At 74.0% G+C, this 22,001-nt stretch carries 25 protein-coding genes and 1 pseudogene; 11 read left to right on the top strand and 15 right to left on the bottom strand.

The window, feature by feature from the left end:
• Positions 1 to 6 precede the first annotated feature (6 nt).
• Positions 7 to 654, top strand: coding sequence for a TetR family transcriptional regulator (locus tag ACIRRS_RS14650; RefSeq protein WP_031063307.1), 648 nt, complete (start codon positions 7 to 9; stop codon positions 652 to 654).
• A gap of 226 nt (positions 655 to 880) precedes the next feature.
• On the opposite strand, the gene ACIRRS_RS14645 is transcribed toward ACIRRS_RS14650, so the two are convergent.
• The 6 genes from ACIRRS_RS14645 to ACIRRS_RS14620 all read right to left on the bottom strand — a co-directional run bounded on the left by ACIRRS_RS14645 (position 881) and on the right by ACIRRS_RS14620 (position 6,776).
• Positions 881 to 1,825: a beta-ketoacyl-ACP synthase III gene (locus tag ACIRRS_RS14645; RefSeq protein WP_402969942.1), complete on the bottom strand. Its 945-nt coding sequence runs from the start codon at positions 1,823 to 1,825 to the stop codon at positions 881 to 883.
• Positions 1,826 to 1,962: 137 nt separating this feature from the next.
• Positions 1,963 to 3,222 (bottom strand): L,D-transpeptidase family protein, encoded by a 1,260-nt coding sequence (locus ACIRRS_RS14640; RefSeq protein ID WP_402969939.1) that lies wholly within the window; start codon positions 3,220 to 3,222, stop codon positions 1,963 to 1,965.
• A 116-nt stretch (positions 3,223 to 3,338) separates the two neighbouring features.
• On the bottom strand, positions 3,339 to 4,502 hold the full coding sequence (mqnE, locus tag ACIRRS_RS14635) for an aminofutalosine synthase MqnE (protein ID WP_402969936.1): 1,164 nt from the start codon (positions 4,500 to 4,502) through the stop codon (positions 3,339 to 3,341).
• A 53-nt stretch (positions 4,503 to 4,555) separates the two neighbouring features.
• Positions 4,556 to 5,518 carry a threonine/serine dehydratase gene (locus ACIRRS_RS14630; RefSeq protein ID WP_402969933.1) on the bottom strand — a complete coding sequence of 321 codons (963 nt, stop codon included), beginning with the start codon at positions 5,516 to 5,518 and terminating at the stop codon, positions 4,556 to 4,558.
• A gap of 5 nt (positions 5,519 to 5,523) precedes the next feature.
• Positions 5,524 to 5,982 carry an Lrp/AsnC family transcriptional regulator gene (locus ACIRRS_RS14625; protein WP_030055719.1) on the bottom strand — a complete coding sequence of 153 codons (459 nt, stop codon included), beginning with the start codon at positions 5,980 to 5,982 and terminating at the stop codon, positions 5,524 to 5,526.
• A 119-nt stretch (positions 5,983 to 6,101) separates the two neighbouring features.
• The gene (locus ACIRRS_RS14620) at positions 6,102 to 6,776 is read right to left on the bottom strand and encodes a UbiX family flavin prenyltransferase (RefSeq protein ID WP_402969930.1); all 675 of its coding nucleotides are present in this window, start codon (positions 6,774 to 6,776) and stop codon (positions 6,102 to 6,104) included.
• 145 nt (positions 6,777 to 6,921) lie between these two features.
• Between ACIRRS_RS14620 and ACIRRS_RS14615 the strand changes: the two genes are divergently transcribed.
• From ACIRRS_RS14615 to ACIRRS_RS14590, 6 genes are all read left to right on the top strand, one after another.
• Positions 6,922 to 7,674 carry a cyclase family protein gene (locus tag ACIRRS_RS14615; RefSeq protein ID WP_402969927.1) on the top strand — a complete coding sequence of 251 codons (753 nt, stop codon included), beginning with the start codon at positions 6,922 to 6,924 and terminating at the stop codon, positions 7,672 to 7,674.
• Between the two features lie 90 nt (positions 7,675 to 7,764).
• Positions 7,765 to 8,484 (top strand): MOSC domain-containing protein, encoded by a 720-nt coding sequence (locus ACIRRS_RS14610; RefSeq protein WP_402969925.1) that lies wholly within the window; start codon positions 7,765 to 7,767, stop codon positions 8,482 to 8,484.
• 99 nt (positions 8,485 to 8,583) lie between these two features.
• The gene (locus ACIRRS_RS14605; protein ID WP_402969922.1) at positions 8,584 to 8,976 is read left to right on the top strand and encodes a GntR family transcriptional regulator; all 393 of its coding nucleotides are present in this window, start codon (positions 8,584 to 8,586) and stop codon (positions 8,974 to 8,976) included.
• Positions 8,973 to 9,857: an ABC transporter ATP-binding protein gene (locus tag ACIRRS_RS14600; RefSeq protein WP_402969920.1), complete on the top strand. Its 885-nt coding sequence runs from the start codon at positions 8,973 to 8,975 to the stop codon at positions 9,855 to 9,857. Before ACIRRS_RS14605 ends, ACIRRS_RS14600 begins: the two co-directional genes overlap by 4 nt.
• On the top strand, positions 9,854 to 10,846 hold the full coding sequence (locus tag ACIRRS_RS14595; RefSeq protein ID WP_402969917.1) for an ABC transporter permease: 993 nt from the start codon (positions 9,854 to 9,856) through the stop codon (positions 10,844 to 10,846). Before ACIRRS_RS14600 ends, ACIRRS_RS14595 begins: the two co-directional genes overlap by 4 nt.
• Before the next feature lie 55 nt (positions 10,847 to 10,901).
• Entirely contained in the window at positions 10,902 to 11,459 is a 558-nt protein-coding gene (locus tag ACIRRS_RS14590) for a GNAT family N-acetyltransferase (RefSeq protein WP_402969915.1), read from the top strand.
• A 23-nt stretch (positions 11,460 to 11,482) separates the two neighbouring features.
• On the opposite strand, the gene ACIRRS_RS14585 is transcribed toward ACIRRS_RS14590, so the two are convergent.
• Together ACIRRS_RS14585 and ACIRRS_RS14580 are read right to left on the bottom strand one after the other, a co-directional pair.
• Entirely contained in the window at positions 11,483 to 11,851 is a 369-nt protein-coding gene (locus ACIRRS_RS14585; RefSeq protein ID WP_402969912.1) for a VOC family protein, read from the bottom strand.
• Positions 11,852 to 11,918: 67 nt separating this feature from the next.
• Positions 11,919 to 12,854 (bottom strand): AraC family transcriptional regulator, encoded by a 936-nt coding sequence (locus tag ACIRRS_RS14580; protein ID WP_402969910.1) that lies wholly within the window; start codon positions 12,852 to 12,854, stop codon positions 11,919 to 11,921.
• An 82-nt stretch (positions 12,855 to 12,936) separates the two neighbouring features.
• Between ACIRRS_RS14580 and ACIRRS_RS14575 the strand changes: the two genes are divergently transcribed.
• Positions 12,937 to 13,797, top strand: coding sequence for an NAD(P)H-binding protein (locus tag ACIRRS_RS14575; RefSeq protein WP_402969907.1), 861 nt, complete (start codon positions 12,937 to 12,939; stop codon positions 13,795 to 13,797).
• On the opposite strand, the gene ACIRRS_RS14570 is transcribed toward ACIRRS_RS14575, so the two are convergent.
• Positions 13,794 to 14,360: a TetR/AcrR family transcriptional regulator gene (locus ACIRRS_RS14570; protein WP_402969904.1), complete on the bottom strand. Its 567-nt coding sequence runs from the start codon at positions 14,358 to 14,360 to the stop codon at positions 13,794 to 13,796. The two genes, ACIRRS_RS14575 and ACIRRS_RS14570, sit on opposite strands and share 4 nt — an antisense overlap.
• 104 nt (positions 14,361 to 14,464) lie before the next feature.
• On the opposite strand from ACIRRS_RS14570, the gene ACIRRS_RS14565 reads away from it, so the two are divergent.
• On the top strand, positions 14,465 to 15,058 hold the full coding sequence (locus ACIRRS_RS14565; RefSeq protein ID WP_402969901.1) for a DUF2867 domain-containing protein: 594 nt from the start codon (positions 14,465 to 14,467) through the stop codon (positions 15,056 to 15,058).
• On the opposite strand, the gene ACIRRS_RS14560 is transcribed toward ACIRRS_RS14565, so the two are convergent.
• Positions 15,042 to 15,821: a TetR/AcrR family transcriptional regulator gene (locus ACIRRS_RS14560; RefSeq protein ID WP_402969898.1), complete on the bottom strand. Its 780-nt coding sequence runs from the start codon at positions 15,819 to 15,821 to the stop codon at positions 15,042 to 15,044. The genes ACIRRS_RS14565 and ACIRRS_RS14560 overlap by 17 nt on opposite strands.
• Positions 15,822 to 15,936: 115 nt before the next feature.
• Here ACIRRS_RS14560 and ACIRRS_RS14555 point away from each other — a divergent pair, with 115 nt between their 5' ends.
• Positions 15,937 to 17,007, top strand: coding sequence for an alpha/beta fold hydrolase (locus ACIRRS_RS14555; protein ID WP_402969895.1), 1,071 nt, complete (start codon positions 15,937 to 15,939; stop codon positions 17,005 to 17,007).
• On the opposite strand, the gene ACIRRS_RS14550 is transcribed toward ACIRRS_RS14555, so the two are convergent.
• From ACIRRS_RS14550 to ACIRRS_RS14540, 3 genes and pseudogenes are all read right to left on the bottom strand, one after another.
• Complete coding sequence (locus ACIRRS_RS14550) at positions 16,997 to 17,413, bottom strand: GNAT family N-acetyltransferase (protein WP_402969892.1); 417 nt, start codon at positions 17,411 to 17,413, stop codon at positions 16,997 to 16,999. The genes ACIRRS_RS14555 and ACIRRS_RS14550 overlap by 11 nt on opposite strands.
• A 64-nt stretch (positions 17,414 to 17,477) precedes the next feature.
• Positions 17,478 to 17,972: pseudogene (locus ACIRRS_RS14545) on the bottom strand (RNA polymerase subunit sigma-24); the annotation flags it as partial.
• A gap of 39 nt (positions 17,973 to 18,011) precedes the next feature.
• Positions 18,012 to 18,623 (bottom strand): TetR/AcrR family transcriptional regulator, encoded by a 612-nt coding sequence (locus ACIRRS_RS14540; protein WP_402969889.1) that lies wholly within the window; start codon positions 18,621 to 18,623, stop codon positions 18,012 to 18,014.
• 99 nt (positions 18,624 to 18,722) lie between these two features.
• Here ACIRRS_RS14540 and ACIRRS_RS14535 point away from each other — a divergent pair, with 99 nt between their 5' ends.
• Positions 18,723 to 19,901: an FAD-dependent monooxygenase gene (locus tag ACIRRS_RS14535; RefSeq protein WP_402969886.1), complete on the top strand. Its 1,179-nt coding sequence runs from the start codon at positions 18,723 to 18,725 to the stop codon at positions 19,899 to 19,901.
• A gap of 71 nt (positions 19,902 to 19,972) precedes the next feature.
• Here ACIRRS_RS14535 and ACIRRS_RS14530 read toward each other — a convergent pair whose 3' ends face one another.
• Both ACIRRS_RS14530 and ACIRRS_RS14525 read right to left on the bottom strand, forming a co-directional pair.
• The gene (locus ACIRRS_RS14530) at positions 19,973 to 20,644 is read right to left on the bottom strand and encodes a DUF5701 family protein (RefSeq protein ID WP_402969883.1); all 672 of its coding nucleotides are present in this window, start codon (positions 20,642 to 20,644) and stop codon (positions 19,973 to 19,975) included.
• A gap of 141 nt (positions 20,645 to 20,785) precedes the next feature.
• A complete protein-coding gene (locus ACIRRS_RS14525; protein ID WP_402969880.1) occupies positions 20,786 to 21,883 on the bottom strand; it encodes a chemotaxis protein in 1,098 nt (365 codons plus the stop codon).
• Positions 21,884 to 22,001: the final 118 nt, after the last annotated feature.

The raw sequence follows: 22,001 nt of genomic DNA, 5'->3' as shown, positions 1-22,001 counted from the left end.
GACGGCATGACAGGACAAGTTCGCACCGTCGACGGTCGCGTCGCCGGGCGACGCGGACAGGAGACGCGGCAGAAGCTGCTCGACTGCCTCCGCGAGATGCTCAGCACGTCGCCCTATCGGGACGTCAAGGTCATCGACGTCGCCCGTATGGCGGGTACCTCCCCCGCGACCTTCTACCAGTACTTCCCGGATGTCGAGGGCGCAGTCCTCGAAATCGCCGAGGAAATGGCCAAGGACGCCGACACCCTCAAAGAGCTGGTGGCCGGAAAGTCCTGGGCAGGGAAGTCCGGCCCGACCACTTCGGAAGAACTGGTCGACGGATTCCTCGCCTTCTGGCGCAAGAACGACGCCATTCTCCGAGTGGTCACGCTCGGTGCCGCGGAAGGGGACAAGCGGTTCTTCAAGATCCGCATGACCGTCCTCAACGCGGTCGCCAAGCCGCTCGCGGAGGCCGTCAAGGAACTCCAGGCGAAGGGTCAGGCCGACAAGTCGCTCGACCCGAACGCCGTGGCCGGGGCCCTGGTCTCGCTGCTCGCCTCGGCGGCCGAGCACCAGAAGGCCTTCACCTCCTGGGGCGTCAAGGTCAAGGACCTCAAGCCCAACCTCGCTCCCCTGGTGTACCTGGGCGTCACCGGCAAGAAGGCGCCCAAGTAGGCCGATCCCCCCACCCTCCACACCATCCGCTCCGCGCGCAGCCCCGGCCTCCTGTCCGGGGACGACGGACGGCGGCCGTGTCCTCGGGGGAGGTCCGCCGACGTGCCGCAGGCGCGCCAGACATGCCGGTGGGCGGCACCCTTCGCACGGGGTGCCGCCCACCGGCATGTCTGTTGCTCGCCCGCTCGCCTCCGGGGCGGTGCGGGGCCCACGGGCAGTGCGGGGCCTACGGGCAGCGCACGACCTGGCCGGCGTAGGCGAGGCCGCCGCCGAAGCCGAAGAGGAGGACAGGGTCCCCCGGGGTGAGCTCGCCGCGCTCGACGAGCTTGGAGAAGGCGAGCGGGATCGAGGCGGCCGAGGTGTTGCCGGAGTCGACGACGTCGCGGGCGACCACGGCGTCGGCCAGGCCCAGCTTGGCGGCGATCGCGTCGATGATCCGCAGGTTCGCCTGGTGCGGGACGAAGCCCTTGAGCTCGGAGGGGTCGATCCCGGCCCGCTCGCAGGCCTGGCGGGCGAGTGGGGCGAGCTGGGTGGTGGCCCAGCGGAAGACGGACTGGCCCTGCTGGCTGATCACCGGGTCCCAGCCCGAGATCACCACGGCGTCGCCCTTCTCCGGCTCGGAGCCCCAGACCACCGGCCCGATGCCGGGCTCGGCGCCCTCCTCCTGGGCCTCGACCACCGCGGCGCCGGCGCCGTCGCCGAAGATCACGCAGGTGGAGCGGTCCGTCCAGTCGAGGGTGTCGGACATCCGCTCGGCGCCGATCACCAGCGCGCGGCGGGCCGCGCCGGCGCGGATCGCGTGGTCCGCGGTGGCCAGCGCGTAGGAGAAGCCGGAGCAGACGGTGTTGATGTCGTACGCGGCGGGCGCGCGCACGCCCAGGCGGGCGGCCACGGCGGCGGCGGTGTGGGGGCTGCGCTCGATCGCGGTGCAGGTGGCGACCACGACGAGGTCGATCTCGTCGGCCGTGCGGCCGCTGCGGGCCAGCGCCTTCTGCGCGGCCTCGGTGGCGAGGTCGACCACGGTCTCCGCCTCGGCGATGTGCCTGGTCCGGATGCCGACCCGGCTGCGGATCCACTCGTCGTCGGTGTCGACGAGCGCCGCCAGGTCGCCGTTGGTGAGGACCTTGGGGGGCTGGTAGTGCCCGAGTGCCACAATGCGCGAACCGCTCATGCTGCCATGGAACCGGGTTACCCGCTGGTCAGATGGGCGTGACCGGCACAGGATCATCGGCTGCGAACTGTAGGAGACCCACAAGGGGCCTTGTCCCGCACGGCTTCCGGGGCCTTCGGCGGGGGCCTTCTCCGAGGTCAGGCGGCCAGTGAGACGGTGTCGCCCATCACGATCACGGGGTGTGCGGCGGGGTCCAGGGTGCGGATCAGCTGGGCCATCTTGTCCTCGGGTATCGAGACGCAGCCGTGGGTGGGGCCGTCGTGGTCGACGTGCAGCCATATGCCGCCGCCCTTGGACGCGCCCATCGGGCGGCGCATGTCGAGCGGGGAGCTGCCGGCCACCCGGTTGTAGTTGATCGCGATCACGTAGTCGAAGGAGCCGGCCAGCTGGTCGCCGAAGAAGCCGGTGCCGGAGACCACGAAGCTCGGGTCCTTGTCGTACGGGACCTTGCTGCCCGGGTTGTCCAGGCGCCCGCCCGCGTCGGTGAGGGAGAAGACGCCGATCGGGCTGCGCAGGTCGCCCTGGTTGTGGTCGGCCGTCCAGCCGTTCTTGCCGTTGTGGCCCTGCCAGGTCTCGCCGGCCAGCCAGCGGCCCTCGGGGGTGCGGGTCCACAGGACCACGGAGTTCTTGTCGGTGTTCTTGTCCTGCCCGGTGGCGACCAGCACCTGGTTCGTCCCGGCCGGGATCTTCGCGCTGAAGGCCGGGCCGAGGCCGGGTATCGCGGCCACCGAGGCGTCGGCCCTGGTCTGGCTGCGGCCGGCGGCGGCGGGCTGGGCCTGCCGGGCGTCGGCGGCCTGGACGGCGGCGGGTTCGGGGGTCGCCCGGTCGGGGCGGCTGGTGGAGTCCTGGGCAGGGCCTCCGGCGGCGGCGAGGCCGGGGCGGGCGTCGTCCTGGCCGACGGTGTACCAGCCGGCGGCGGCCGCGACGAGCAGGGCGGTGCCGGCCATCACGGCCTTGCCCTGGCGCTTCTTCTTCGCCTTGCGGCGGTGCCCGCGGGCGGCGGCGCGGGAGCCGCCGGGGGCGGCGGGCTCGGGCGCGAGCGTGACCACCGGGTCCGGCCCGGGGTCGTGGGCGTCCGGTTCGAAGGCGTCCGGTTCCGGGGCGTACAGCGGTTCGGGCTCGTACGCCTCGCCGGGCAGGTGGGCCTCGTACGGTTCGTACCGCTCGTACGGTTCGTACTGCTCGTGCACCGGGTGTGCCTGGAAGGGCTGGTCGTACGCCTCGAAGTACCCGTCAGGGGTCTGCTGGTAGGACGGTCCGAAGGGCTGCTCGTAGGACTGCCCGTAGGCCTGGTACTCGCCGTAGGAGTAGTACTCCTGCTGCTGCGGCACCTCGTACACCGGCTCGGGCACCGGGTCGTACGGCGGGTACGTGGTGGCGCTGTGAGGACCGGACATGAACCTGATCCTGCCAAACGGCGTACCCGTTGGTAAACCCGGGCGGCGTGCGGAGGCCGTGAAGACCGTCACCCGGGCCGGGGGCCGGCGCGGGTGACGGGGGCTTCGCGGTGGGGTCAGAGGCGCATGGCCTGCGGGGTCTCGCGGCGCGTCAGGTCCGGGCCGTCGTACTCGCGGATGATCTCGTAACGGGTGTTGCGCTCGACCGGGCGGAAGCCGGCGTCGCGGATCAGGCCGAGCAGGTCGTCGCGGCCGAGCTTGTTCGGGGTGCCGAAGTTGTCCGCGTCGTGGGTGATCTTGTACTCGACCACCGAGCCGTCCATGTCGTCCGCGCCGTGGCTGAGCGCCAGCTGCGCGGTGGTGACGCCGTGCATCACCCAGAAGACCTTGACGTGCGGGACGTTGTCGAACAGCAGGCGGGAGACGGCGAAGGTCTTGAGCGCCTCGGCGCCGGTGGCCATCTCCGTGCGGGCCATCAGCCGGTTGCGCACGACGCCGTCCTTGGAGTCGTGGAAGTCGTGCTGGTAGCGCAGCGGGATGAAGACCTGGAAGCCGCCGGTCTCGTCCTGCAGCTCGCGCAGCCGCAGCACGTGGTCCACCCGGTGGCGGGGCTCCTCGATGTGGCCGTACAGCATGGTGGCCGGGGTCTTGAGGCCCTTGGAGTGCGCCAGGCGGTGGATGCGCGACCAGTCCTCCCAGTGGGTGTCGTGGTCGACGATGTGCTGGCGGACCTCCCAGTCGAAGATCTCCGCGCCGCCGCCGGTGAGCGACTCCAGGCCGGCGTCCATCAGCTCGTCGAGGATCTCGTCGGCGGGCAGGCCGCTGATCTTCTCGAACCAGTGGATCTCGGTGGCGGTGAAGGCCTTGAGCGAGACGTTCGGCAGGGCGGCCTTCAGCTCGCGCAGGGAGCGCGGGTAGTAGCGCCAGGGCAGGGTCGGGTGCAGGCCGTTGACGATGTGCAGCTCGGTGAGGGACTCGCTCTCCATCGCCTTGGCGAGGCGGACGGCCTCCTCGATGCGCATCGTGTACGCGTCCTTCTCGCCCGGCTTGCGCTGGAACGAGCAGTACGCGCAGGACGCGCTGCACACGTTGGTCATGTTGAGGTGGCGGTTGACGTTGAAGTGGACGACGTCGCCGTTCTTCACCGTCCGCACGTGGTGGGCCAGACCGCCCAGCCAGGCCAGGTCGTCGCTCTCGTAGAGCGCGATCCCGTCCTCGCGGGTCAGCCGCTCACCCGCGTAGACCTTCGCCTCCAGCTCGCGCTTCAGCCCTGCGTCCATGCGGTGCTCCGCCTCCTCCGACTTTCGATTCCTTGCCGGAGACGAGGTTACGCCTATGCGGACAGCAGCTCGGCGAGCAGTGCGGGCTCGATGTTGCCGCCGCTGACCACGGCCGCCACCACCTGTCCGCCGGTCTCGGCGGCCCGGTGGAAGTACGCCGCCGGGGCGACGGCGCCGGAGGGCTCCGCGACCAGCCGACCGCGGCGGGCCAGCAGGGCGACGGTGGCGCGGATCTCGTCCTCGGTGACGGTGACCACGTCGTCCACGTAGGCGGTGAGGTGCTCGTACGGCAGCACGCCGACCGAGGGGGTGCGCAGCCCGTCCGCGATGGTGCGGTAGGTGTCGGCGGCCGGCCACTCCACGCGGCGGCCGGAGCGCAGGCTCGCCTGGGCGTCGGCGGCCAGCTCGGGCTCCACGCCGATCACCCGGATTCCCGGGCGGGTGAGCTTGAGCGCGGCGGCCGTGCCGCCGATCAGGCCGCCGCCGCTGACGGGCACCAGGACGGTGTCCAGCTCGGCCGGGGCGTCCTCGGCGATCTCCAGGCCGACCGTGCCCTGGCCGGCGATGATGAACGGATCGTCGTACGGGGGCACCCAGACGTAGCCGTGCTTCCCGGCCAGCTCGCCGGGCAGGGTGTCCCGCTCGGCCGGGGCGACGAGGATCACCTCGGCGCCGAAGGAGCGCGTCGCGTCGACCTTCACGGCCGGGGAGGTGTCCGGCATCACGATCACGGCCTTGATCCCGAGCAGCTGCGCCGCGTACGCCACGGCCTGCGCGTGGTTGCCGCTCGACTGGGCGACCACGCCCCGGGCGCGCTCCTCAGCGGTGAGCGCCGCCAGGCGGTTGTACGCGCCCCGGGTCTTGAAGGCCCCGGTCGGCTGGAGGTTCTCCGGCTTGAGCCAGAGCCGCCGCTCGCCGTCCGCCGCCCAGGGGGCGGGGACCAGCGGGGTGCGGACCACCACACCCGAGATGCGCTGCCGGGCGGCGCGCAGCTCCTCCAGACCGACCAGGGCCATCGTCGTCACTCTCCTACCGGGGGCAGCTCACTCACGCGGTTCTCCCACTTCGTGGAGAGTACGACGGTGGTGCGGGTGCGGGCTACGCCCTTCGTGCCCGAGATCCGCTTCACCACCGACTCCAGGCCGGCCACGTCGGCCACCCGGACCTTGAGCATGTACGAGTCGTCGCCGGCGATGAACCAGCAGTCCTCGACCTCGTTGAGGTCCTTCAGCCGGAACGCCACGTCCTCGTGGTCGGCGGCGTCCGTGAGCTGAAGGCCGATCAGGGCCGTCACTCCGAAACCGAGCGAGGCCGGGTTGACCGTCGCGCGGTAGCCGGTGATCACACCGGCCTGCTCCAGGCGGTTGATGCGGTCCGTGACGCTCGGCCCGGAGAGGCCGACCAGTCGGCCCAGCTCGGCGTAGGACGCCCGGCCGTTCTCCCGGAGCGCCTGGATGAGCTGTCTGTCCACCGTGTCCATATACCGTCCGCGTCCTTCCGAACCTCACCAGACCCACAGATCATTATCCGGATTCAAAGGCGCTTCGCGCTGACCGACCCGGATATCGCAGAGAAGATACTCTCCCGCCCTCGGTCTCCTTACTCCCCCTCAGCCGGTGAGGCCTCCCCGGCGGCGGGTTTACGGGCCGCCGCGCCCAACTCCCCCTCCCAGCGCAGGTACAGGGAATGGGGCACGTCGACGGCGTCCAGGACCCTTCCGGCGACGAAGTCGACCAGCTCGCGGACGGTGGAGCCGCCGGCGTAGAACCCGGGCGAGGCGGGGAGCACGACGGCGCCCTGCGCGTCGAGCTCCACCAGGTGCTTCAACGTCACCCCGTTGAGTGGTGTCTCGCGCACGCACACGACCAGGGGACGGCGCTCCTTGAGGGTGACGCTGGCCACGCGCTGGAGCAGGTCCTTGCTCAGACCGAGCGCGATCCCGGCGACGGCGCCGGTGGTCGCGGGGACGACGAGCATGCCCTTGGCGGGGTACGAGCCGCTGGACGGGCCGGCCGCGAAGTCCCCGGCGGGCCAGTAGCGGACGTCGTCGAGCCCGTCCTCCGTGCCGAGCCAGGCGGCGAGGTCGGCGCGCCAGTGGGCGTCGCGGAAGGAGATGCCCGTCTCGTCGAGGATGGTGAGCCGGGCGGCGCGGCTGACGATCAGGTCCACCGCCTCCCCGGCGGCGAGCAGCGCGCGGATCACCGACGCGGCGTACGGCGTCCCCGACGCGCCCGAGACCCCGACCACCCACGGCTGACGCTTCGTTGTTCCCATGGGGCAATTCTGTCGGGCCTCACGCGCGGGGCGGGGTGCGCCACCTGGGAGATCCGCCCCGGGGTGGGCGGGGGCGGAAGGGGCGCGGGCGGCGGAGGTCGCCGAGACGGTCCGCGCGGGGCCCGCCCCTGGGAGGATGGGGGGCATGGCAGCGACCCTCGTCGACCTCACGCACCAGGTGACCACCGCGATGCCCGTGTACCCCGGCGACCCTGCCGTGGTGCTGGCGCCCGCGCTCACCACCGCCACCGCCGGGGTGAACGTGCTGGCCCTGCACCTCGGGTCGCAGTCCGGGACGCACGTGGACGCGCCGTACCACGTGGACGTCACCTGGCCGACGCTGGACGGGCTGCCGCTGGAGCGGTTCGCCGGGCCGGCCGTGGTGGCGGACCTGCGGGGGCTGGAGCCCCGGGCGGTCGTCACCGCCGAGGCGCTGGCGCCCGCCCTGGAGCGCTGCGGGGAGGGGTCCGTCCTGCTGCTGGCCACGGGCTGGGCCCGGCACTGGGGCACCGACACCTACCTCGCCCACCCGAGCCTGGCCCCGGAGGCCGCCGAGGCGATCGTGGCCGCCGGGGTGCGCACGGTCGGGGTGGACGCGCTGAGCGTCGACCCCACGCCGCCACCGGGGCCGGACGACCCCGCGGTGGCCGCGCTGCTGGCGGACCTGACCGACGAGCACGACGAGCGCGACCGGCCCGCCTCCGAGGAGCCGACGCTCGCCGCGCACCGGGTGCTGCTGGGGGCGCCGGGCGGCGGGGTGATCGCGGAGAACCTGACCGACCTGCGGCTGCTGCTGGAGGCGCAGGAGGCGGGGCGCCCGGTGGAGGTGTCGCTGTTCCCGCTGAGGCTGGTGGCGGCGGACGGGGCTCCTGTGCGGGCGGTGGCGCGGCTGGGCTGAGGCCGCGGACGAAGCCTTTCCCCGGGCCGTTCGCGGGCCCGTGCACTTGGTCTAGACCATCCCCGGGAGCCGCCGCTAGGCTTTCCGGCCATGGCTGAGATCATCGGAGTGATCGAGCGACTCTGGCGCTACCCCGTGAAATCCACCGGCGGCGAGCGGCTCGACTCCGTCGAGGTGGACGTGCGCGGCCTCGCCGGCGACCGCCTCTACGCCGTCCGCGACGCGGCCGGCCGGCTCGGCTCGGGCAAGAGCAGCCCGCGGCGCTTCCGCCGGATGGACGGCCTGCTGCGCCTGTCCGCCCGCCTCGGCCGCCGGATCGACGGCCCGGAGCTGTTCGACCCGCTCGGCCGCCCGGTCTCCGACCCGACGGCCTTCCTGCGCGCGTACCTCCAGCGCCCGGACGTCGAACTCGCCCGCGAGGACGGCGTCTCGCACTTCGACGACCTGCCGGTGAGCGTGCTCAGCACCGCCACCCTGGACTGGATCCGCGAGGCCGCGCCGTTCACCGCCGTGGACGAGCGGCGGTTCCGTCCGAACATCGTGCTGCGCACCCCGCCGGGCACGCCGCCGTTCGTCGAGGACGAGTGGTTCGGCCGGGAGGCGCACGGCGAGGGGCCGGGCGCGGCCCGGCTGGCGTTCATCCGCTCCAGCGAGCGCTGCGCGATGACCGCCGCGCCGCAGCCGGGGCTGCCGCACGCGCCGGAGATCCTCAAGGCGATCGTGCACGCCCACGACGGGCGGCTGGACGCGCTCGCCGAGGTGGCCGCGCCGGGCCGGCTGCGCCTCGGTGACCGGCTCGTCCTGAGCTGATCGTCCGTTTCGTCCCACTGCTCAACAGCCGTTTCCGATTGACGACTTGACCTATCTGCGCCCATGCTGTCTTACTGTCGTAAGACAGGAGAACAGGAAGTGATCGAGTTCGTCCTCGACGGCCGCTCCAGGGTGGCCACCTACATGCAGCTCGTGCTGCAGGTGAAGCAGGCGCTGCGGGTCGGGCTGGCCGAGCCCGGCGACCAGCTGCCGAAGGTGCGCGAAGTCGCGCGTGCCTTGGCGATCAACCCCAACACCGTCCTGAAGGCGTACCGGGAACTGGAGTTGGAGGGCCTGGCCGAGGGCCGGCCGGGGGTGGGGACCTTCCTGGTCGGCACCCTGGCCGGGCCCGCGCTGGCCAACCAGGCCGAGCTGCGCGAGGACCTGGTGGCCTGGCTGGGCAGGGCCGAGGCCGCCGGGCTGACGCACGAGGACATCGCCGCGCTGATCGACACCACGATGCGAGCCACGCTCAATTGGGGGAAGACATGACGGAATTCGCCTTGCAGGCGCAAGGACTGGGGAAGAGGTACGGCAAGTCCTGGGCGCTCCAGGACTGTTCGTTCGACCTCCCGGCGGGCTGCATCGCCGCGCTGGTCGGCCCGAACGGGGCGGGCAAGTCCACGCTGCTGCACCTGGCGGTCGGGCTGCTGCGGCCGGACGCCGGGCAGGTGCGGCTGTTCGGGCGGGACCCGAGGGAGGGGGCCGAGGTGATGGCCGACCTCGGCTTCGTCGCCCAGGACACCCCGCTCTACCGGGACTTCACCGGCGCCGACCTGATCACCATGGGCGGCAAGCTCAACCGCCGCTGGGAGGCGGCCACCGCGCGGGACCGGCTCGCCCGGCTCGACATCCCGCTGGACCGGCCGGTGGGCAGGCTCTCCGGAGGCCAACGCGCCCAGGTGGCCCTGGCATTGGCCCTCGCCAAGCAGCCCCGGCTGCTGCTCCTGGACGAGCCGGTGGCCGCGCTCGACCCGCTGGCGCGGCACGCGTTCATGCAGGAACTGATGGGCGCCGTCGCCGAGTTCGGCACCACCGTGCTGCTCTCCTCGCACCTGCTCGTCGATCTGGAGCGGGCCTGCGACCACCTGCTGGTGCTCAACCGCTCGCACGTCCAACTCGTGGGCCCGGCAGATGAGTTGCTGGCCGAGCACGCCAGGATCGTCGGCCCCCGGATCGACCCCGGGCCGATCCGGGGCGTGGCCTCCGTCGTCCAGGCCGGGCACACCGACCGGCAGTCCACGCTGCTGGTGCGCACCGACGGCCCGGTGGACGAGGACGTCTGGGCCGTCCACCCGATCACCCTCGAAGACCTCGTCCTCGCCTACCTCGGCGCCGGCGCCGACCGGCTCCCCACGGAGGTGGCCGCATGACCTGGCTGATCTGGCGCCAGCACCGCAAGCAGTTCCTCTGGGCGCTCGTCACCCTCGCCGTCCTGGCCGCGGTGATGCTGCCCACCGGCCTCGCGATGCGTGGCACCTACCACGACCTCGGGCTCGCCGACTGCCTCGGCAGACTCGGCCACACCACCCTGGCGCCGGACGGCGGCGGCTGCGAGCAGCTCACCCGTCGCTTCGACAACAAGTACGGCGGGCTGCTCTACGCCGCCATCCTGTTCCTGCTGCTGCCCGTGCTGATGGGGCTGTTCTTCGGCGCGCCGCTGGTCTCCCGCGAGGTGGAGAACGGCACCCACCGGATGGTGTGGACGCAGGGGGTCAGCCGGCGGCACTGGGTGCTGACCAAGCTCGGCCTGGTGGGCGGCGGTTCGGTGCTGCTGGCGGTGGTCTACGCGCTCGGCGTGGCCTGGTGGCTCGAACCGCTGACGAACGCGGGGCCGGGGCGGCTCGAGTACATGCTCTTCGACGTGCAGGGCGTCGTGCCGGTCGCGTACACGCTGTTCGCCCTGGCGCTGGGCGTCTACGCGGGCACGGTGAGCCGCAAGGTGCTCCCGGCGATGGGGATCTCGCTGGCCGCGTTCGCCGTGGTGCGCGCCCTGGTCGAACTGCTGGTGCGGCCGAACGCCATGGCGACGAGGACGGTGGAGTACGCGGCGGACGGCGGCCTGTTCCCCAACCGGCAGGCCGGGGACTGGGTGTTCGCCCAGACCGTGCGCAACTCCGCCGGGGAGACGGTGCTGAACGACGGCATCCTCGGCTGCCCGCCGCCCGGCAGCCCGGGCGCGGCCGACTGCGGCCGGAACATCGCCGGGAACAGCCTGGGCCCCGGGCCCTACACCAACGTGATGGAGTTCCAGCCCGCCGACCGGTTCTGGCCCCTCCAGGCGATCGAGTCGGGCGTCTTCCTGGCCCTGACGGCGCTGCTGGTGCTGCTCGCGGTGCGGCAGATCCGGAAGATCTCGTAGGGCGTCCGGGAAATCCCCTTGCGGCCCTCACCTGGGCCGATGGAATCATCGTGTGATGAGCACGATCATCAGAGAGATCAGGGCCGAGGACTGGGAGCAGGTCCGGCGGATCCGCCTGGACGCGCTGCGCGACCCGGCCGCCGCCGTCGCCTTCCTCGACACCCACGAGCAGGCCTCCGCCAGGCCCGACGAGTTCTGGCGGGCCCGCGCAGCCAACGCCGCCGAAGGGGCGCCCGGGGCCCGGCAGTTCGTCGCCGAGGCCGCGGACGGGCGCTGGCTCGGCACCGTCACCGCGCTGGTCGAGCTGCCCGGCGGGGAGGGCGCCCTCGAAGGCGATGTGATCGAGGAGCCGCAGATCCACCTCGTCGGGGTGTTCGTCCGGCCCGAGGCGCGGGGCACCGGGCTCATCCGGGAGCTGGTGCGGGCGGCGGCCCAGTGGTCCTGGTCGCTGGACGATCCGGCGGTGACGCGGGTGCGGCTGTTCGTCCACGAGGACAACCCGCGCGCCCAGGCCGCGTACGCGAAGGCGGGGTTCGCGCCGACCGGGCTGCGGCTGCCGGTGCCCGGGGGCGGGACGCACCGGGAGGTCGAGATGGAGCTGCTGCGGGGCTGAGCCCGCACCGCCTCGGGGGGGCGTCAGCCCCTGATCAGGCAGAAGGGGTGGCCCGCGAGGTCCGCGTAGATCCTCCACGCCCCGGCGTCGTGCAGGCGCACGGCCCCCAGGGCGAGCACCTGGCGCTCGGCCTCGTCGAGGTCGGCCACGTCGACGTCCAGATGGGCCTGCTGCGGGTGCTCGGCCGAGGGCCAGCGCGGCGGCCGGTGGTCGGCGACGCCCTGGAAGCAGAGCACCGCGCCGCCGTCGAGGTGCAGGGTCGACCAGTCCTCGCCGAGCGACCAGCGGCGGTCCGGACGGTCCACCTCGCCGCCGAGCAGGGCGGCGTAGAAGCGGGCGAGCACGGCCGGCTCGGGGCAGTCGATCACCAGGCACTGCAGCTTGCCGATCACGGCTCTCCTCCGGGGGGTGCGGCGTACGGGTCGGAGTCTGGCACCGCGGGAGGGCGCGCGCACCGGCTTATCCGGACTGCGCGTCGGCGAGGTCCGCGCCTCGGCGCAGCGCGTTGCGGTACCGCCCGGGGGCCACGCCGTGCCGGCGCTTGAACGCGTGCGAGAAGGCGAACTCCGAGGCGTACCCGACCCGGGAGGCCAGTACGCCCAGCGGGAGTTCGGAGTCGCGCAGCAGGCGCGCGGCCAGCGCCATCCGCCACCAGGTGACGTACGCGAGCGGCGTCCGCCCGACCACGGCGGTGAACCGGCGGGCGAAGGCCGCGCGGGAGAGCCGGGCCTCGGCGGCGAGCGCCTCGACCGTCCAGGCCCGGCCCGGTTCGGCGTGCACGGCCTGGAGGGCGCGGGCCAGCGCGGGATCGGCGAGCGCGACGGCCCAGCCGCGCCCCGCCCCGTCGGCCGGGCCCTGCTGCGACCAGGCGCGCAGGACGAACAGCAGCAGCATGTCCAGCAACGCCGGGACGACGGCCGCCGCCCCCGGGCGGGGGTACTCCAGTTCCCCGGCGAGGAGCCCGACCGCCGCCCGCAGCTCCGGATGCCGCCCGTCGCCGGCCGGCAGGTGCAGCACGTCGGGGACGTCGGCGAGCAGCGGGTGGGCGTGCAGCGGGTCGAGCTGGTACGCGCCGCAGAGGGTGACGGTGTCCGAGGCGAGCTCCGGGCGCGCCGGTCCGTCCGGCTCCTCGCAGCGCGGTTCGGCGACCGGGCGGCCGGGGTCGTCGGCGAGCGCGTGCCCGCCGCCGCGCGGGAGGAACAGCACGTCCCCGGTGGCCAGTCGCAGCGGCTCCCCCGCCTGCGGCAGCAGCCAGCAGTCGCCGCGCAGGACCACCTGGAAGCCCGCCCCCGGCGCGTCCGGGAACCGCTGCCCCCAGGGCGCCCGCCAGGCCACCCGGGCCGAGCGCGGCTCCCCCGTCCGCAATGTCGCGATCACGTCGCTCAGCACGTCCACCCGTCCGACCGTAGACGATCGCGCAGGAAGGAGAGACCCGGGCGCATGGGCCGCCGGGCCGCACGCTCCTATGGTCGGAGGCATGACGACGAAGCGAACTGACGAGGTGTCCACGGTGCTGGTGACGGGAGCCTCCGGGGTGGTCGGGAGCGAGGTGGCGGCGCAGCTCGCGGCCGCCGGGGTCCGGGTGCGGGCCCTGACCAGGGATGACGGGCGGGCCCGGCGGCCGGGGTTCGTCCGGGGCGACCTGCGCCGCCCGGAGACCCTGCGGGAGGCGGCGCGCGGGGCCGACGCGGCCTTCCTGGTCTGGCCGTTGCCGCCCGAGGGCGCCGCGGAGGCGGTGAAGGCGCTGGCCTCGGAGGTCGGGCGGGTGGTCTTCCTCTCCTCGGCGGCCGTCCAGGACGTCCCCGGGGCCGGTCCGCGGTCACCCGGCCGGCCGGAGGGTGAGGTCGAGGCGCTGCTCGACCTCAGCGGGGTGGCGCACACCGCGCTGCGCCCGTACGGCTTCGCGGCCAACGCGCTGCGCTGGGCGGAGGAGATCCGCTCCCGCGGCGTCGTGCGGGGCTTCGGCGGGCAGGCCGCGCTGAACCCGGTGGACGAGCGGGACATCGCGGCGGTCGCCGTCCGCGCGCTGACCGGGGAGGGGCACGCCGGCGCCCGGTACGTCCTCACCGGGCCGGGGCCGCTCACCCAGGCGGAGCAGGTCCGGCTCATCGGCGAGGCGACGGGGCGGCCGGTCCGCTGGGAGGAGATCCCGCGCGAGGAGGCCGGGGCGCGGATGCTGGCCGCCGGCTGGCCGCCCGCGATCGTCGAGGGCGCGCTCGACCACCTCCACGCGCGCATCGGCGACCCGGAGGCCGTCGTCGACACCGTCCCGGCCGTCACCGGCCGCCCGGCGCGCGACTTCCGCAGCTGGGCGGGGGACCACGCAGATCGGTTCTAGGGCCTGCCGGGCAGGGGTTCGAGGATCAACTCGGCCGCCTTGGCGAGGACTTCGGCGCGGGTGAAGCCCTCGTGGTCGGCGGGCAGCGAGTGGTGGCCGATGGCGAGGCAGTAGAGCAGGAGGCAGCGGGCCTCGACCTCGGCGGGGTCGGGGCAGTGGGCGGCGAGGATGCCGCGCAGCACGGAGAAGCGGCGGTTGTCGACCTGGCGGAGCCGTTCGGCGACCGCCGCGTCCCGGCGGGCCCAGTTGCGCACGGCGAGGTCCAGCGGGAGCAGCCGGTCGCTGGAGAAGGTGAGTTCGCGGGCGCGCAGGACGGTGGTCCTCGGGTCGCCGCCCTCGCGTTCGATCCGGGCGAGCACTTCGTCGATGGCCTCGCGCTCCCAGGCGTCGAGCATGGCCGTCAACAGGGCGTCGCGGTCGGCGAAGTGGCCGTAGAACCCGCCCTTGGTGACGCCGAGGCGCTTGGCGAGCGCCTCGACGCGGACGGCGTCCGGGCCGGAGTCGGCGAGGACGGTCAGCCCCTCCTCCACCCACCGGTCACGCGGGGTGCGTGCTGCGCCCACGATGTGCTCCACCTCACTCGCCCGTCGAATATACGGGGCCGTATACATCGGTCTAGCCTCTGTTGTACGCCAGCGTATAACGAGCAGGAGAGGCGAGGCCGACCATGCAGCTCCCCCGCAGCGCGCACACCCGACAGCCGTGGCGCATCCACGAGTTCACCCGGGACTTCCAGGTGGAGGACGTCTGGTCCTTCCGCACCCCCGGCGCCGGGCCGGACGACTTCCCGGAGATGCTCGCCGCGATGCGCACCGGCGGCTTCGCCCGGCGGAACCTGCCGACGCGCCTCCTGTTCGCCGCGCGCTGGAAGCTCGGCGCCCTGTTCGGCTGGGACCGCGACCGGGGCCCGGGCACCCGCGCCCGCCCGCTGCGCGAGCGACTGCCGGCCGAACTCGCCGCGACGGCCGTCGAGTTGCCTGCCGAGAGCCCGTTCACCTCGATGTACGAGCTGCCGGACGAGCTCGCCCGGGAGATCGCCAACCGGACCTGCCACGCCGTGATGCACCTCGGCTGGGTGCCGACGCCGGAAGGAGGGTACGAGCTGCGGATGGCCGTACTGGTCAAGCCCAACGGCCTGTTCGGGCGGCTCTACATGGCGTTCATCGCGCCGTTCCGGTACGTGGTCGTCTACCCCGCGCTGACCCGGGCGTGGGAGCGGGCCTGGCGGGAGCGGGAGGCAGGCCTCACCCCTGGTCGATGAGCGCCTGGCCGGTGAGCGCCTGACCGGTGAGCCCCTGACCGGTGAGCGCCTGATCGATGAGCAGCTGGACCCCGTCGAGGATGCACCCGAGGCCGAACTCCAGCGGATCGACCGGGTCCGGCCCGAAGGCGCCGCCCGCGACGGCCCGGGTGAAGCCCGGGAACCGGTCCGCGTGCCGCTCGAGCACCTCGCCCGTGAGGCGGCCCCACTCGCGGCTGTGCTCCTCGTCGAAGTCCGCCTGCTGCTGCGTGATCGTGCGCACCAGCCCGGCGACCAGCACGAAGATCCGGTGCCGCTCGACGGCGCCGAGGCCGGTGGGCTCCAGGGCGACGAGCGCCGCGTCGAGCCAGCCGATCTGGTGCGGGCCCATGAGCTGACGGCGCATGGCGGTCGCCGTCAGCAGCCAGGGGTGGGCGCGGTTGACGGCCTCGGAGGCACGGGCCCAGGCGATCGTCCGCTCCCGCCAGCCGTCGCCGGCCGCCGTCAGGTCCGGCACCGCGGCGAGCACCTCCTCGACCATCAGCTCGACGAGTTCGGCCTTGCCCGGGACGTAGCGGTAGAGCGCCATCGCGGACACCCCGAACCCCGCGGCCACCTTGCTCATCGAGACCGCCTCCAGCCCCTCGGCGTCGGCGATCGCCACCGCGCTCGCGGCGATCCGCCGCGGGGTGAGGCTCGGTTTGGGGCCGCGGGTCGGCTGCTCCTGCTCGCCCCACAGCAGCGCGATGCCCGCGCGCAGGTCGCGCGGCTTCTCCTTGGCCATCCTCGGCTCCCCTTCTCCGTCTTTCGCGGCGCCACCCGTTGACGCGCCCCAGAACTGTGTATACCTTAAACACATCGGAACTGCTGATGCACTAAACAGTTTGGGGGATACACTCATGCTCGCCACCCTCTCCATCGCCACCGCCGCCGTCCTCACCGCTCCCGCCGCCGGCCTCCTCGGCTACCGGCAGCTCAAGCGCGCCCGGTTCGCCGAGCAGCTGAGGATCACCACCCCGCAGGGGATCGACGAGTCCGGCTTCGTCCGGATCAACGGCCTCGACGTCTGGGTCTCCGTCCGCGGCGAGGACCGCCGCAACCCGGTGATCGTCGAGATCCACGGCGGGCCCGGCGCCTCCCACCTGATCCACCTCCCGCGCACCCGGGCCTGGGAGCGGCACTTCACGATCGTCCGCTGGGACATGCGCGGCGCCGGCTTCACCTTCGCCAACGCCCCCGAGGCGCAGGGCGAGTTGACCCTCGACCAGCTGGAGCGCGACGCCCTGGAGGTCGTCCGGCACGCCCGGGAGCGCCTCGGCGTCGAGAAGGTGCTGCTCGTCGCCAACTCCTTCGGAACCGTCACCGGCCTGCGACTCGCCCGCCGCCACCCGGAGCTGTTCTCCGCCTACGTCGGCACCGACCAGAACGTGATCGAGGGCGGCCGGAACCGCACCGCCTACGACGCCCTGGTGGCGCGGCTGCGCGCGGCGGGCAGGAAGAAGCAGCTGGCCGCCGTCCTGGCGATGGGCTCCGACCGGACGGCCAGGACCACCGCGCAGGCCGACGAGTTCAACAAGCTGCTCATCACCACCGACCCGCTCTCCTTCGACACCATGAAGACCGTCGTCGTGCGCGGCCTCTGGTTCTCGCCCCTGCACACCCTGCGCGGCCTGCGGTCGTACATGAAGGCCATGCACGCCTCGCTGGGGCTCCAGCTCCAGGCGGCGGACGTCGACGAGCGGGCCGAGGGGACGGAGTTCCGGATCCCGTTCTTCGTCTTCCAGGGCGACGCCGACGTCCTCACCCCGCCGGAGCCCGCGCGCCGCCTCGTCGAGGACGTGACGGCGCCGGTCAAGGAGTTCGCCCTGATCCGCGACGCCAGCCACTTCGCGGGGTTCCGCCACCCCGACCAGTTCCTCGACCTGCTGCTCACCAAGGTCCGCCCGGCCCTGGAGCTCGCTACGGCGTGAGCCGCAGCAGCCCGGCGGCCGTGGAGCGGAAGCCGCACCGCCCGTAGAAGGACTCCAGGTGCGGCTCGTAGTCCACGTGCAGCCACTCGGCCCCGCGCGCCCGCGCCTCCCCGGCGGCCGCCGTCACCAGCCGCACCCCGAGGCCCCGGCGCCGCTCGTCCGGATGCACGGTCGTGTCGAGCACGAACGCGTGCAGCCCGCCGTCGCCGAGGACGTTGACGTACCCGACCAGCCGCCCCCCCCGCCGCGCCCCGACCCACAACAGGCTCCGCGCCAGCAGCGGTGCGAAGGCGGTCGGCCGGTGGTCCGGCCAGGAGGCCGCGAACAGCCCGTTGAGCTCGGCGTCCGTCAGATCGGGGCGGACGGCCAGAACGATTCCGTCCGGCGAGGGTTCGGTGATCACCATGTGCGGCAGCCTGCCAGGCGCGGAAAGTCGGCGGAACCGACTTCTCGCGCGGCGCCCGGGGGCGCTACAACCCGGACAACCCGGCGGCCCGCTCGCGCAGCAGCTCTCGCTCCCGCTCGTTCGAGGTCAGCTCCGCCGCCCGCTCGAACTCCGCCCGGGCCTCCGCCGCCCGCCCCAGCCGGAACAGCAGGTCGCCCCGCACGCTCGGCAGCAGGTGGTAGCCGCGCAGGGCCGGCTCCGCCGCCAGCTCGTCCACCAGCTCCAGCGCCGCCGCCGGGCCCCGGGCCATCGAGACGGCCACCGCCCGGTTCAGCGCCACCACCGGGGAGGGCGTCAGCACCAGCAGCCGCTCGTACAGCGCGGCGATGGTCCCCCAGTCGGTGTCCTCGTACCGCCGCGCCTTCGCGTGGCAGGCGGCGATCGCGGCCTGCACCGAGTACGGGCCCGTGCCCGCGCGCTGGAACGCGTCGAAGCCGCGCCTGATCAGCAGGCCGTCCCAGCGGGCCCGGTTCTGCTCCGCCAGCAGCACCGGCCGCCCGTCCGGCGCCGTCCACCACGGGGACGGGGCCGGGGGCGGGATCTCGACATCGCCCGCCGCTCAGGTCTCCGGGCCGAGCAGCACGCCCAGGTAGTGCGACACCTCCGCCCGTAGTTCGGCGGCCGTCGGCGGGTGCCCGTGGCCGCTGCCGACCACCGCGTTGAACAGCACCCCGTCGCACCAGCGGATCAGGCGACGGGCGTCCGCGGCGGGCTCGGGCGAGCCGCAGCCGGCGAGCAGGAAGGTCGCGGCCTCGTGGAAGCGGGCGCCCAACCGGTCGTAGACCTCTCGCAGTTCGGGCCGGCGGGCGGCCTCCAGGGCGAGTTCGATGCGCACGACGGTGAGCGCCCGGCCGGTGGTCACCGCCCGGTGCAGGCCCTCGGCGGCGACCTCGGCGAGCGCGGCGCGCGGCGAGCCCCGCAGGGCCGGGTCGACGAACTCGGCGGACTCCCGCTCGGCGATCCGGACGAGCGCGAGTTCGAGCAGGGCGGCCCTGGTCCGGGCGAGGTTGGAGGTCGAGCCGGTGGGCAGGCCGGCGGCCTCGTCCACGGCCCGGTGGGTGAGGCCGCGCAGGCCGCGCTCGGCGACCAAGGCGATGGCGGCGTCGGCGATCAGGGTCGGGCGCGAGGGCGGGGGTGTGGCCCGGGGCGGGGTCGGGGGCGGCGGTGTCATGCGTCCGATCATGGCCGGTTCCCCGGGCCGCCCCCAAGTAACTACAGGTGTAGTACGGTGAGCGGGCATCGAAACTACAGCTGTAGTGAGGAGCTTGCCGTGAACCACGAGAACATCGACCGCGCGATCGTCATCGGCGGCGGAATCGGCGGCCTCACCGCCGCCCTCGCCCTCCACCGCCGGGGCGTCCCCGTGACCGTCCACGAACGCGCCGCCTCCCTCGAACCCGTCGGCGCCGGGCTCACCCTCGCCCCCAACGCCCTGCGCGCCCTCGACCGCCTCGGCGTCGGCCCCCGCCTGCGCGCCCTCGCCACGCCCCACCCCGCCTTCGGGCTCCGCCGCCCCTCCGGCCGCTGGCTCGCCCGCGCCGGCACGGCCGCCGTCGAGCACCGCTTCGGGGACCCGATCGCCGCCGTCGCCCGGGCCGAGGTCATCGACGCCCTCGGCGACGCCCTGCCGCCGGGCACCGTCCGTACCGGCTCCCCCGCCACCCTCGTCACCCCCGGGGACGAGGGCGGCCGGCCGGCGGTCGTCCGTACGGGCGAGGGCGAGACCACCGCCGGCCTGGTCGTCGCCGCCGACGGCATCCGCTCCGCGACCCGAGCCGCGCTCTTCCCCCACCACCCCGGGCCGCGCTACTCCGGCTTCACCACCTGGCGCACCGTCGTCCACACCCCCGGCCGCCGCCCCTCGGCTGCGGGCGAGGTCTGGGGCCGAGGACGCCTCGCCGGGGTCATCCCGCTCGCCGGGGACCGGGTCTACACCTACGGCGCCGCCCTCGCCCCCGCCGGCGCCCGCGCGGCCGACGAGCAGGCCGAACTGCTGCGCCTGTACGGCGGCTGGTGCGCGCCGCTGCCCGAACTGTTCCGCGCGGCCGAGCCGGAGCGGATCCTGCGCCACGACGTCTGGGCGCTCACCGACCCTCTGCCCGCCCACCACAGCGGCCGCGTCGCACTCCTGGGCGACGCGGCCCACGCGATGTCCCCGTTCCAGGGCCAGGGTGCCTGCCAGGCGATCGAGGACGCCGTCGTCCTCGCCGCCTGCCTGGCGCGGGAGGACGCCCTCCCCGCCTACACCGCCGCCCGCCTCCCCCGGACGACCCGCATCGTCTCCGGCTCCCACCGCGTCGGCGCCCTCGTCGCCCTCCGCGGCCCCGCCGCCGTCCTCGCCCGCGACACCGCCCTCACCCTGGCGGGCCTCCTCCCCGCCCGCTTCCTGCTGAGCGGCCTGGCGCCGACGTACGACTGGCGGCCGCCGGAGGTCTGCGCGGCTCCCTGATCCGCACCCGCGGCGAGGCCTCAACTGCGCCGAACCGCAACCCCATCGAGCAGTGTCGGCCCTCCTCGCGACTACGAGGCCCGGCGCCCCGTCGCGGAGGCGAAGCCCAGCCAGGTGTGGCGGTTGCCCGCCCAGCACCAGCCGACCTTGGGCGCGTTGCGGCGCTCACGGCCGTCGCGGCCGGTGCCGTTGCTGAACCAGAGGGCCGGAGTGCGGGCGTCCAGGGCGCCGTTGGCCTTGCGCAGCCGGGAGCCGATGGTCATGAAGCAGTGGTTGCGCTCCAGTGCCCCGGGCTGCTGGAGCACCCAGTGGACGCCCTCGGCGAGCAGCAGCGGCGTCCGGGACTCCGCCGTGAGGGCGGGCAGGGCCTCGTCCGGGCTCCAGTTGGCCATGTGGTCGCCCCGGTCGAGGCCGGTGAGGAGGTAGAGCGGGGCGTCGGGCACCGCGACCGTGTCGAGGGGGGCGAAGAGGTCGACGTCGGGCATGTCGACGACGACGAAGCCCGGCTTGCCGTCGGCCCGCAGCAGCGGCGCCAGGGCGGAGGCGGGGGCCCGGTCGGGGTGGACGCACAGCAGGGCGCCCTCGGCCCCACCCTCGCCTTCCGCGGCTTCGGCGAAGGCCCAGAGTTCGGCGGCGGAGAGCCCCGCCGTCTCGTGCACCCCCAGCTCGACGAGGCGCTCGGCCTGAGCGCTCAGCGCCGGGAGGGCGGAAAGGGTGGTGGTGGCCTGCGGGGTTTCGGACACGATGCTCCCAGGGGTCGGGGTTCGGGGGGCTCCGGGGCAACGAGGCGGCCCGCCGGGGAATTCCCCCCGGCGGGCCGCGAGTTCGAACTGCCGGTCGCCGGTCGCCGGTCGCCGGTCGTGGCGGGCGGCGGCGCGGTTTCCTCAGTACCGCAGCACGGCGGCGATCCGCCGGGCGTCGGCGAGGGTGCCGTCCGGGACGAAGACGATCTCGGCGTCCGTGTCGAGGCCGCGCTCGATCACCTCGTCGACGATGTCCTCGCGCGCCCCCGGCTCCTCGGCCTCCGCGTCCACGAGGTGCTCCCCGTCGTCGCGGACGGTGCGGCGGTAGTTCTCCTCCACGACCAGCAGCGCGATCCGGCCGGTGCCGACGGCCTGCCAGACCTCGTCCAGGCCGGCGACGAACTCCTGGCGCCCCCGGGCCTTGTCGAGCCGGGCCAGGGTGTCGGCGACCTGCCGCTCCGCGTGGGCCCGGACGGCGGGCGCGACGACCTGGTGGACGGCCTCGGCGCCGGCCTGGGCGAGGCCGCCGTGCTGGATCTGGGCGGTGGCCTTCTGGGCGATGGTGCCGACGGCGTCCAGCAGGGCGAGCGCGGGGGCCTCGCCGACCACGTACAGCGGGCGGGGGTCGGCGGCGAGCACCTTGCCCAGCTCGGCGTCGGCCTGGCGCAGGAACGTCCGGGTCGCCTCCTCGCGGAAGGTGCTCGGGGCACCGCCCGTACGCTCCAGCCGCTCGGGGTCGGGCTCGTCGTAGACGCGCTCCAGCGGGAAGCCGTGGCCGTGCTCCTCGACGGCCCGCTCCCGGTCAGCGCTCCACAGCACCACCCGGTCGGCCGCGACGGCCAGGACCCAGGACGGCGGCTGGGCGGCCTGGGCCGACACCAGGTTCCTGGTGAGGAAGGTGTCCGACAGCACCACTCGGGCGGGGGCCGTCCGGTCGAAGATCCAGACCTGGTGCTCCCCGGGCGCGGCGAAGACCGCCAGGCCGTCCTCGCAGTGCACGAGGTCGACCTCGGCCACGGCCCGGTCCAGTTGCTCCAGCACGTCGATCCGGTCGGCCCGCGAGACCGCCGGGTCCGCCTGGACCCGTTCCTTCGCCTCGGCGACCAGGTTGCGCAGCCGGATCGGATCCTGCGCGTTGTCCGGCTCCCGCCGGTGCGTGGGCATCAGGATCGACACCGCCGGATACGGCCGGGGCCGGCGGAGCCCGGCGAGGACGGCAGGGTTGAGGGAGGGGTGCATGGACGCCCTTTCGCACACGGTTCAATCTGACGGGGCGTCACATCATGCGTTGGATCGCTCACGCACAGCAATCGAACAGCCAGTCGTGTCGGCCGGGAGAGCCGTCCCTCACCCCGGC

The sequence above is a fragment of the Kitasatospora sp. NPDC101183 genome (genome assembly GCF_044767945.1).
Classification (GTDB): Bacteria; Actinomycetota; Actinomycetes; order Streptomycetales; family Streptomycetaceae; genus Kitasatospora.
Note: the sequence above shows the minus strand (reverse complement) of the source record. Positions and strands in the feature narration are given on the sequence as shown.

Bases quoted from the DNA above. Each gene is read 5' to 3' on its own strand.
- ACIRRS_RS14650 (WP_031063307.1), top strand. From the start codon at position 7: ATGACAGGACAAGTTCGCACCGTCGACGGTCGCGTCGCCGGGCGACGC.
- ACIRRS_RS14645 (WP_402969942.1), bottom strand. From the start codon at position 1,825: ATGAGCGGTTCGCGCATTGTGGCACTCGGGCACTACCAGCCCCCCAAG.
- ACIRRS_RS14640 (WP_402969939.1), bottom strand. From the start codon at position 3,222: ATGTCCGGTCCTCACAGCGCCACCACGTACCCGCCGTACGACCCGGTG.
- mqnE (WP_402969936.1), bottom strand. From the start codon at position 4,502: ATGGACGCAGGGCTGAAGCGCGAGCTGGAGGCGAAGGTCTACGCGGGT.
- ACIRRS_RS14630 (WP_402969933.1), bottom strand. From the start codon at position 5,518: ATGGCCCTGGTCGGTCTGGAGGAGCTGCGCGCCGCCCGGCAGCGCATC.
- ACIRRS_RS14625 (WP_030055719.1), bottom strand. From the start codon at position 5,982: ATGGACACGGTGGACAGACAGCTCATCCAGGCGCTCCGGGAGAACGGC.
- ACIRRS_RS14620 (WP_402969930.1), bottom strand. From the start codon at position 6,776: ATGGGAACAACGAAGCGTCAGCCGTGGGTGGTCGGGGTCTCGGGCGCG.
- ACIRRS_RS14615 (WP_402969927.1), top strand. From the start codon at position 6,922: ATGGCAGCGACCCTCGTCGACCTCACGCACCAGGTGACCACCGCGATG.
- ACIRRS_RS14610 (WP_402969925.1), top strand. From the start codon at position 7,765: ATGGCTGAGATCATCGGAGTGATCGAGCGACTCTGGCGCTACCCCGTG.
- ACIRRS_RS14600 (WP_402969920.1), top strand. From the start codon at position 8,973: ATGACGGAATTCGCCTTGCAGGCGCAAGGACTGGGGAAGAGGTACGGC.
- ACIRRS_RS14595 (WP_402969917.1), top strand. From the start codon at position 9,854: ATGACCTGGCTGATCTGGCGCCAGCACCGCAAGCAGTTCCTCTGGGCG.
- ACIRRS_RS14590 (WP_402969915.1), top strand. From the start codon at position 10,902: ATGAGCACGATCATCAGAGAGATCAGGGCCGAGGACTGGGAGCAGGTC.
- ACIRRS_RS14575 (WP_402969907.1), top strand. From the start codon at position 12,937: ATGACGACGAAGCGAACTGACGAGGTGTCCACGGTGCTGGTGACGGGA.
- ACIRRS_RS14565 (WP_402969901.1), top strand. From the start codon at position 14,465: ATGCAGCTCCCCCGCAGCGCGCACACCCGACAGCCGTGGCGCATCCAC.
- ACIRRS_RS14560 (WP_402969898.1), bottom strand. From the start codon at position 15,821: ATGGCCAAGGAGAAGCCGCGCGACCTGCGCGCGGGCATCGCGCTGCTG.
- ACIRRS_RS14555 (WP_402969895.1), top strand. From the start codon at position 15,937: ATGCTCGCCACCCTCTCCATCGCCACCGCCGCCGTCCTCACCGCTCCC.
- ACIRRS_RS14550 (WP_402969892.1), bottom strand. From the start codon at position 17,413: ATGGTGATCACCGAACCCTCGCCGGACGGAATCGTTCTGGCCGTCCGC.
- ACIRRS_RS14540 (WP_402969889.1), bottom strand. From the start codon at position 18,623: ATGACACCGCCGCCCCCGACCCCGCCCCGGGCCACACCCCCGCCCTCG.
- ACIRRS_RS14525 (WP_402969880.1), bottom strand. From the start codon at position 21,883: ATGCACCCCTCCCTCAACCCTGCCGTCCTCGCCGGGCTCCGCCGGCCC.